The 8,446-nt window shown below is 66.1% G+C and carries 9 protein-coding genes; 5 read left to right on the top strand and 4 right to left on the bottom strand.

All coding sequences use genetic code 11. The features are described 5' to 3' along the window. Positions 1–112: 112 nt before the first annotated feature. Together VKP01_RS08190 and VKP01_RS08185 are read left to right on the top strand one after the other, a co-directional pair. The gene (locus tag VKP01_RS08190) at positions 113–1,507 is read left to right on the top strand and encodes a malonyl-CoA decarboxylase (protein WP_324411662.1); all 1,395 of its coding nucleotides are present in this window, start codon (positions 113–115) and stop codon (positions 1,505–1,507) included. 54 nt (positions 1,508–1,561) lie between these two features. After that, positions 1,562–3,088, top strand: coding sequence for a malonyl-CoA synthase (locus VKP01_RS08185; protein WP_324411660.1), 1,527 nt, complete (start codon positions 1,562–1,564; stop codon positions 3,086–3,088). A gap of 2 nt (positions 3,089–3,090) precedes the next feature. On the opposite strand, the gene VKP01_RS08180 is transcribed toward VKP01_RS08185, so the two are convergent. Further along, positions 3,091–3,684 (bottom strand): LysE family translocator, encoded by a 594-nt coding sequence (locus VKP01_RS08180; protein WP_324411659.1) that lies wholly within the window; start codon positions 3,682–3,684, stop codon positions 3,091–3,093. A 120-nt stretch (positions 3,685–3,804) separates the two neighbouring features. Between VKP01_RS08180 and VKP01_RS08175 the strand changes: the two genes are divergently transcribed. The 3 genes from VKP01_RS08175 to VKP01_RS08165 all read left to right on the top strand — a co-directional run bounded on the left by VKP01_RS08175 (position 3,805) and on the right by VKP01_RS08165 (position 6,284). Next, a complete protein-coding gene (locus VKP01_RS08175; protein WP_324411658.1) occupies positions 3,805–4,287 on the top strand; it encodes a pyridoxamine 5'-phosphate oxidase family protein in 483 nt (160 codons plus the stop codon). 71 nt (positions 4,288–4,358) lie between these two features. After that, positions 4,359–5,726 carry a PLP-dependent aminotransferase family protein gene (locus VKP01_RS08170; protein WP_324411657.1) on the top strand — a complete coding sequence of 456 codons (1,368 nt, stop codon included), beginning with the start codon at positions 4,359–4,361 and terminating at the stop codon, positions 5,724–5,726. 144 nt (positions 5,727–5,870) lie between these two features. Further along, entirely contained in the window at positions 5,871–6,284 is a 414-nt protein-coding gene (locus tag VKP01_RS08165) for a YkvA family protein (RefSeq protein ID WP_324411656.1), read from the top strand. On the opposite strand, the gene truA is transcribed toward VKP01_RS08165, so the two are convergent. The 3 genes from truA to def all read right to left on the bottom strand — a co-directional run. Continuing rightward, entirely contained in the window at positions 6,236–7,003 is a 768-nt protein-coding gene (gene truA, locus VKP01_RS08160; RefSeq protein WP_324411661.1) for a tRNA pseudouridine(38-40) synthase TruA, read from the bottom strand. The two genes, VKP01_RS08165 and truA, sit on opposite strands and share 49 nt — an antisense overlap. Positions 7,004–7,041: 38 nt before the next feature. After that, a complete protein-coding gene (fmt, locus tag VKP01_RS08155; RefSeq protein WP_324411655.1) occupies positions 7,042–7,989 on the bottom strand; it encodes a methionyl-tRNA formyltransferase in 948 nt (315 codons plus the stop codon). A 37-nt stretch (positions 7,990–8,026) separates the two neighbouring features. Then, positions 8,027–8,446, bottom strand: a 420-nt coding sequence (def, locus tag VKP01_RS08150) for a peptide deformylase (RefSeq protein ID WP_324411654.1), incomplete at its 5' end; no start/stop codon positions are given.

Raw genomic sequence — 8,446 nt, 5'->3', positions numbered from 1 at the left:
CGACTTCTGCGCGCGCTCGCGGGATCGCGCAGATCACCCGTGCGTTATCGCGGTGCACAAGGCACTTTCACAGATCGCGATCAGCACCCACATTGAATTGTCGCAGGCAAGGATAGCGTCAATGTCGTTCTTCACCGAGATGATGCAGCAGATCAGCGATCGCGGGCGGGCGCTGATGGGCGCCCGGCGCGGCGAGGCCCGCACGGCGAAGGCCCTGCAGGCGCTGGCCGAGGCGCTGCTCACCAACCGGGGCGAAGCGTCCAGCGTGGCGCGGGCAGCGGAACTGCTCGTCTGTTATGCGGCTGCGCCACGGGAGGAACGCGAGGTCTTCCTGCGCTGCCTCGCCGTCGATTTCGGCCCTGACCGGTCACGCATCGATGCCGCCATCACGGCCTATCAGGCCAATCCGGGTGCGACCACGGCAATGGCCCTGCACCGGGCGGCGGAACCGCGCCGGCAGGATCTGCTGCGCCGGCTCAACCGCGCGCCGGGCGGCACGCTCGCCCTTTTGCGCATGCGCGAGGATGTCCTGCCTTTGCGCCGGGGCGAGCCCGCCCTCGCCGATCTCGACGCCGATTTCGAGCATCTCTTCGCCTCATGGTTCAACCGGGGTTTCCTGACGCTGCGCCGGATCGACTGGGCGAGTCCCGCCCATGTGCTCGAAAAGATCATCCAGTATGAAGCCGTCCACCGGATCGAGAACTTCGAGGATCTGAAGCTGCGCCTCGCCCCCTCCGATCGGCTGCTCTACGCCTTCTTCCATCCCGCTCTCGCCGACGAGCCCCTGATCTTCGTCGAGATCGCGCTGACCGATGCCGTGCCCCGATCAATCGACCGGATTCTGGATGGCAAGCGCAAGGAACTGGCGCCGGAAGATGCCGATACGGCCGTGTTCTATTCGATTTCGAACTGCCAGAAGGGCCTTGCCGGGGTGTCATTCGGCAATTTCCTGATCAAGCAGGTGGTGGAGGAACTGCGCCGCGACCTGCCGCAGCTGCGCCGCTTCCTGACGCTCTCCCCCGTTCCCGGTTTCGCCGCCTGGCTGGAGGCGCAGGCGCGCGACGACGAGACCGGCGCGCTCGAACCGGTTGAACGCGAAGTGCTGGCGCCGATCCTCGCGGAAGGCGCCGACCGGGCTGTCCTGCTCGCGCGCGAAGGGGCGGATGCGGACAAGCTCCAGGAGACCCTGCGGCGGCTGTGCGCGACCTATCTGGTGCGCGCCACGACAATGCGCGGTGAGCGCGGCGTACCGCGTCCGCTCGATCCGGTGGCGCGCTTCCATCTCGGCAACGGCGCGCGGCTCGAACATGTCCATGCCCGCGCCGATCTCTCGGCCCGGGGCGCGGCGCAGGCGGCGGGAATGATGGTCAATTACCTCTATGATCTCGACAGCATCGAGCGTCATCATGAGGCCTATGCCGAGCGCGGCTACATCGCCATGTCGAACGAGGTGCGGCGTCTGGCCAAACCGCAAAAGGCCTTGCGCGACCTTGCCGTGCCGGGCTGAAACCTGCCAGAAGTGCAGCCGACGAGACAACGCCCGGATCGTGGAGGATCCCCGATGAAAGATGTCGCCGGCCTGCCGCTCTTTGCCGCCATCCGCGCCTGCAATGACGATCCCGCGCGTCCGTTCCTGGAGACGCCGGAAGGGCGGCGGATGTCCTATGGCGATCTGTTCTCCGCCACGGGGCGCTTCGCCAATACCCTGCGCGATCTCGGCGTGACGAAGGGCGACCGCGTGGCAGTGCAGGCGCAGAAGAGCCCGGAAGTGGTAATCCTGCTTCTGGCCTGTGCGCGCATCGGCGCGATCTTCCTGCCGCTTAATACCGCCTATACCGTGGCCGAACTCGACTATTTCATCAGTGATGCCGAGCCGTCGCTGCTCGTCTGCGACAGTACGGCGCGCGAGGCGCTGGCCCCCGTCGCCACGCGCCACCGCGTCAAGGCGATCGAGACCCTCGATGCCGGCGGCACGGGTTCGCTGAGTGATCGCGCCGCGCGCGCCGATGCGGACTTCAATGATGCCGATCTCGGCCCCGACGATCTCGCCGCGATCCTCTACACCTCAGGCACGACCGGGCGCTCCAAGGGCGCCATGCTCAGCCATGCCAATCTCGTCTCGAATGCGCAGACGCTGGTCGATTACTGGCGCTTCACCGGCAATGACGTGCTGCTGCACGCGCTCCCCACCTTCCACACCCACGGCCTGTTCGTGGCGACGAACACGCTGCTTCTGGCCGGCGGCTCCATGATCTTCATGGAAAAGTTCGACCCCGACGCGATCCTCGACCATATGCCGCGCGCCACCACGATGATGGGCGTGCCGACCTTCTATACGCGCCTGCTTGCGCATCCGGGCCTGACCCGCGAGGCGACCGCGCATATGCGTTTGTTCGTATCCGGCTCCGCGCCGCTTCTGGCCGAGACGCATCGGGAATTTGCCGCGCGCACCGGTCACGCAATCCTCGAGCGCTACGGCATGACCGAGACCAACATGAACACCTCGAACCCCTATGACGGGGACCGCATTCCCGGCACGGTCGGCTTCCCGCTTCCCGGTGTGGAACTGCGCATTCTCGATCCCGAGACCGGCGCGCCCTGCACGGTGGAGGAGATCGGGATCATCGAGGTACGCGGACCCAACGTGTTCAGGGGATACTGGCGCAATCCAGAAAAGACGGCGGAGGAGTTGCGCGCGGACGGCTTCTTCATCACCGGCGATCTCGGCAAGATCGATGAAGCCGGCTACGTCCATATCGTGGGTCGCGGCAAGGATCTGATCATCACGGGCGGCTACAACGTCTATCCGAAGGAGATCGAGACCGAGATCGACGCGCTCGACGGCGTCGTCGAGAGCGCCGTCTTCGGCGTCGCCCATCCCGATTTCGGCGAGGCGGTGACGGCGGCGGTGGTGCTGCATGAGGGTGTGAACCTCGATGCCGATGCCGTGATTGTAGCCCTCGCCGACAAACTCGCGCGCTTCAAGCAGCCCAAGCATGTGGCGATCGTGCAGGAATTGCCGCGCAACACCATGGGCAAGGTGCAAAAGAACGTCCTGCGCGAGACCTATGCGGATCTGTTTCGCTGAGCTCAGGCCAGCCAGACCGGGATGATCGACAGGACCAGCAGCGCCGCCATCGTCAGATTGAAGCGCCGCAGATAAACCGGCGAGGCGATGAAGCGGCGCATGCCCTGTCCTGCCCCGGCCCAGGCGAGGTTGGCCGGCATGCCCACCGCGATCGCGAGTATGACCAGTATGCCAAGCGGCCGGTAGCCCGCGCCCGCGGGCAGGTAAAGCGAAACCGCCGTGATGCAGATCAGCCAGGCCTTAGGATTGACGTATTGGAAGGCAGCTCCGGTCCAGAAACCCATCAGCGGGCGGGTGTCATCGGAGCGGGCGACGCTCGCCCCGGCGATCTTCCAGGCGAGCCAGAGAAAATAGCCCGTACCGAGCAGCTTGAGCGCGATCTGCGCCTGCGGAAAATGCACGAACACAGTGCCTAGCCCCGCGCCGATCAGCCCGAGCAGGGTCGCGAAGCCGAGGCTGATTCCGAAGACGAAGGGCAGGGTCCGGCGAAAGCCTGCGCGTATCCCGGATGCGAGGAGCAGAAAATTGTTTGGCCCCGGCGTGGCGGCGCCGACAAAGGCGAAGACCGCATAGGCGACGATGAGTTCGAGCGGCATGGCGTATTGATACACTTTGGATTTTCTGGAATATTGTCATGCATGATGTTATGACAATCCGCAAGTGGACATTCTGAATCGCGATCCTTGACCGCAGAACCTTCGAGGGAGGATTGAGCCATGCGGCAGCCAGAGATCCAGCGCGACATGCGCGATGCGGTCTTGTGCTGGTGCGCGACATCCGCGCCTGACGGCACACCGAATGTCAGCCCGAAGGAGATCTTCGCGCCTCATGGAGAGGACGGCCTCGTGATCGCCGACATCGCTTCACCGGTGACGGTGCGCAATGTGCGGACAGGATCGTCGCTCTGCGTGAGCTTCATCAATATTTTTCGCCAGAAAGGCTGGAAGCTCGAGGGGCCGGGACAAATCATCGCCAGGAGCGATGCCGGTTTCCCGGATGCCGTGCGGGATCTGGTGGAAATGGCCGGCCCTGATTTCCCGATCCGCCATGTCATCCGGATGCGGATCACCCGGCACACACGCATCATCGCACCCGGTTACCGTTTCAGGCCGGACGTGCCGGACGAGGAGCGCATCGCGTGCGCAATGCGCGCATATGGCGTTCAGGCGCGCGACCGGGACCGGCCCGGCGACGCTTGACGCCTGAAACGGATTGATGAATTGTCATATTACATTATTAGCTCAATCCATTACGCCAAACGGTATACCTGATGAAACTCGTCTCACCCTGGACGCCCCGCCTCGCCCCGCCGCCCGGCCTCGCGCATGAGCGTCTGACGGCGGCACTCGCGGAGGATATTCTCGCGGGCGTGATTCCCGCCGGGGCACGTCTGCCGGCGCATCGCGATCTCGCCCATCGCCTCTCGATCAGCCTCGGCACAGTCACCCGCGCCTATGAGACGCTACAACGACGCGGCCTCGCCAATGGTCAGAAGGGGCGCGGCATGTTCGTCAACGCGACGGCTGCGCGCGAGAGCGCGCGCATTGATCTCAGCGTCAACCTGCCCCCGCCGGTTCTGACCGCGCCGATGCTGAAGGCGCTGCTCGGGCGCGTCGCGGAGAAGGTTGATGCCCGCCATTTCAACGCCTATGAGGCGCCGGCGGGACGGTCCTCTCACCGCACCCTGCTCGCGCAGAGGCTCGCCGACGAACGCGGGCTCGCCTTCGATCCGACCCGGCTCTTCGTCACATCCGGCGCCCAGCACGCGATCTTCGTTGCGCTGGCATCCGCGCCGCAGGGGCCTCTCGCCATCGAGGAAGTGACCTACCCGGGCGCGCTTCGGGCTGCGCGCATGCTCGGTCGCGAACTGGTGCCGCTCGCCATGGACGGCGAAGGCGTCACGCCCGATTCACTCCGTGCGGCGCTGGCGCGGCCGGATCCGCCGCGCGTGGCTTATCTGATGCCCTCCATGCAAAATCCCACAGGCGCGCTGATGCAGGGGGCGCGCCGGCGCGCAATCGCTGATATTGCACGCGTGGCGGACCTGACCCTGATCGAGGACGATGTCTACGCTGTCTTCGCGCCGACGCTTCCGGCGCTGGCGCAACTCGCCCCGGAGCGGACCTTTCATGTCGGCAGCCTGTCGAAGAGCCTCGCGCCGGGCCTGCGTACCGGCTATCTCCTCGCCCCCGAGGGCACGACGGAGGCGTGCAATCACTGGCTCCAGGCCACCCGCTCGATGGCCGACCCGATCAGCGGATTGATCATGGAGCAAGGGCTCGGCGAGGGGCTCGACAGATCCGTCGCGCAATCGATCCGCGCCCAGGCGCAGGCGCGTTGCGCCACGGCCCGCGAGCGCCTCGGCCCGTGGCTTGCCCCGCAGCCGGTGGATGGTCTGCATGTCTGGCTGCCCCTGCCGACGGCGCGGGCGCGTGACATCGTTCTCGCCGCAGCACGCCGCGACATCCATCTCGCACCACCGGAGGCCTTCATGGCCAACCCGCAGGCGCCGGAGGCCGGTTTGCGAATCTGCCTCGGCAATGCCGGGGCCGAGCAGCTCGAACACGCACTCGACATCATCGCCGCCTTGCTTGCGGAAACCGGCGAAACACGCCTGGGACTGTTTCCGGCTGTCTGATGCGCGTGACGGAACGCCGCGCCCGCGCAGGCGTTCGCATCAGGGAGTGGCAAAATCGTAAATGCAGGTACCGATCCGGGGCTGACAGGGCGGCGCGCCCCCCCTAGTTTCCAGCCAATCCGACCAGGAGGCGAGCGGAACGCAATGGTGAGAATACGCGAAGCGGCCAAGAGCCTGATGCGCGACACGCGCCTGTTCCTGCGGATGCTCGCCGATCCCCGCACACCGGTCGCAGCACGGCTGCTCGCGCTCTTCGCCGTGCTCTATGTGATCTTTCCCTTCGATCTGATCCCCGATTACGTTCCCGTTTACGGCCTGATCGACGATATCATCGTCGTCGCCATCGCCATCGTCGCAATCTGGCGGATGATCCCGCAGCCGGTGATGGAGCAGTTCCGCCCGCCACCTCCGGCAAACGACAACGGCGCGGCGCCACGGCGTGGCTCCACCACGGCGCTGCTCATCGTGCTGGTCATCATCCTCGCCCTGACGGCGGCGGCCTGGTGGGGTTATGGGTTCGTCGCCTCGCCGGGAGAAACCAGCGCTTCGGGCGGATAGTCGACCCCGGTGAAATAGAGCCCGTGAGCGGGCGCGACCGGGCCGCAGGCGCGCCGGTCGCAGGCATGCAGCGCGTCGGCGACATCCTGCACGCGCCAGCGCCCGATACCGGCCTGGGCGAGCGTGCCTACCATCGAGCGCACCTGGTGATGCAGGAAAGAACGCGAAGCGGCGCGGATGTGGACCTCGTCGCCCTCACGGGTCACGTCGAGCCGCTCCAGCGTCTTCCACGGCGTGCGGCCCTGACATTGCGTGGCGCGGAAGGTGGTGAAATCGTAATGCCCGACGAGACTTTGGGCGGCCTCGTGCATCACATCGGCATTGATGCGCTGGCGCACATGCCAGACGCGCCCGCGATCGACGGAAGCCGGCGCAGGGCGGTTGAGGATGCGGTAGAGATAATGCCGGCGCACGGCGCTGAGGCGGGCGTGGAAACTTTGGGTGACTTCGCGCGCCTCGCGTACCACCACCGGATGATCACGCATCTGCGCATTGGTCGCGTCGCGGATCTTGTCGACGCGCATCGGCCTGTCGAGATCGACATGCACCACCTGATGCAGCGCGTGAACACCCGAATCCGTACGACCGGCGCAATGCAGCCGCACAGGTCGCCCGGCAAAGACCGCGATCGCCTCCTCGACGAGTTGCTGCACGGCGAGCCCGTTCTCCTGCCGCTGCCAGCCAGTGAAGGGGGCGCCGTCATATTCGACGACGAGCATGTAGCGATGGGTGGCGTGTTCCACGTCCCTTGCCCGGCTCAGGCCTGGACGAGCAGCACGCCCGGCTCCAGCCGCGCCCCGCGCAGCATCTCGGCAGCCGGCATCGCCGATTTGCCCGAGCGCTGCACCTGCAAGAGCCGCACGGTTCCCTCAGCGCAGGCGACGAGCCCATCATCGTCGAGGAGTGTGCCCGGCGCGGCCTGCGATCCGGTTTCGCTCTCGACGCGCGTGCGAAGAAGTTTCACGCGCTCTGGACCCTTGCCGCAATCGGCCATGAAGAAGGCGCCGGGAAAGGGCGAGAGGCCGCGAACCTGGTCATGGATCCGGCGCGCCGGCATGGTCCAGGCAATCTCGGCATCGCCATTGGTGATCTTGGCCGCATAGCTGACGCCCTCTTCAGGCTGCGGCGTGAAATCGAGGGCATCGCGCGAGAGCGCAGCGAGCGCGCGCACCATCAGATCGGCGCCGAGTATCATCAGCCGGTCGTGCAATTCGCCGGCGGTCATGTCCGGCTCGATCGTGACATGCTCGACCATGCCCACGGGCCCGGTATCGAGCCCGGCTTCCATCTTCATCACCGCGACGCCGGTCTCGGCATCGCCCGCCATGACCGCGCGCTGGATCGGCGCTGCACCGCGCCAGCGCGGCAGATCCGACGCATGCAGGTTGATGCAGCCAAGCGGGGGCATGTCGAGCACCGCCTGCGGCAGGATCATGCCATAGGCCACCACCACGAAGATATCCGCCTCGTGCGAGGCGAGCGCCTCCTGCACCTCCGGATCCCGCAGCGATTCGGGCGTGAAGACGGGGATACCGAATCCCTCGGCCATGGCATGAACCGGCGATTGCCGCGTCGCCATGCCCCGGCCACCGGGCGCCGGCGCGCGGGTATAACAGGCCACGACCTCGTGCCCCTGCCCGATGATCTCGGAGAGCGTGGGCACCGCGAATTCCGGCGTGCCCATGAAGACGATGCGCAGGCTCATGGTGCTGACCTCGTTGCGCGCTCGCGCGGGCCCGCCCTCACTCGGCGGCCGCTTCGCGTTTCGCTGCCTTGGTGAATTTCCTGATCACCCGGTCGCGCTTCAGCTTCGAGAGGTAATCGATGAACAGTTTTCCGTCGAGATGGTCGATTTCATGCTGCATGCAGGTCGCGCGCAGGCCCTCGGCCTCCTCCTCGCGCGGCTCGCCATCCAGCGTGAGGTAGCGGAAGCGGATGCGCGCGGGGCGTTCGACCTCCTCGGTATATTCCGGGATCGAGAGGCAGCCTTCCTCGTACGTGCTCAATTCCTCCGAGCGCCAGATGATCTCCGGATTGACGAAGACCTGCGGATCGGGCTCCGTCTCCGGCTCGCCCTCCGCATCGAACCTGCCCGGGATCTCCTTGCCCAGATCACAGACCACGACGCGCTTGAACACGCCGATCTGGATGGCCGCGAGGCC

Origin of the sequence: Saliniramus sp., assembly GCF_035311605.1 — a bacterium.
Taxonomy (GTDB): domain Bacteria; phylum Pseudomonadota; class Alphaproteobacteria; order Rhizobiales; family Beijerinckiaceae; genus Saliniramus.
Note: the sequence above shows the minus strand (reverse complement) of the source record. Positions and strands in the feature narration are given on the sequence as shown.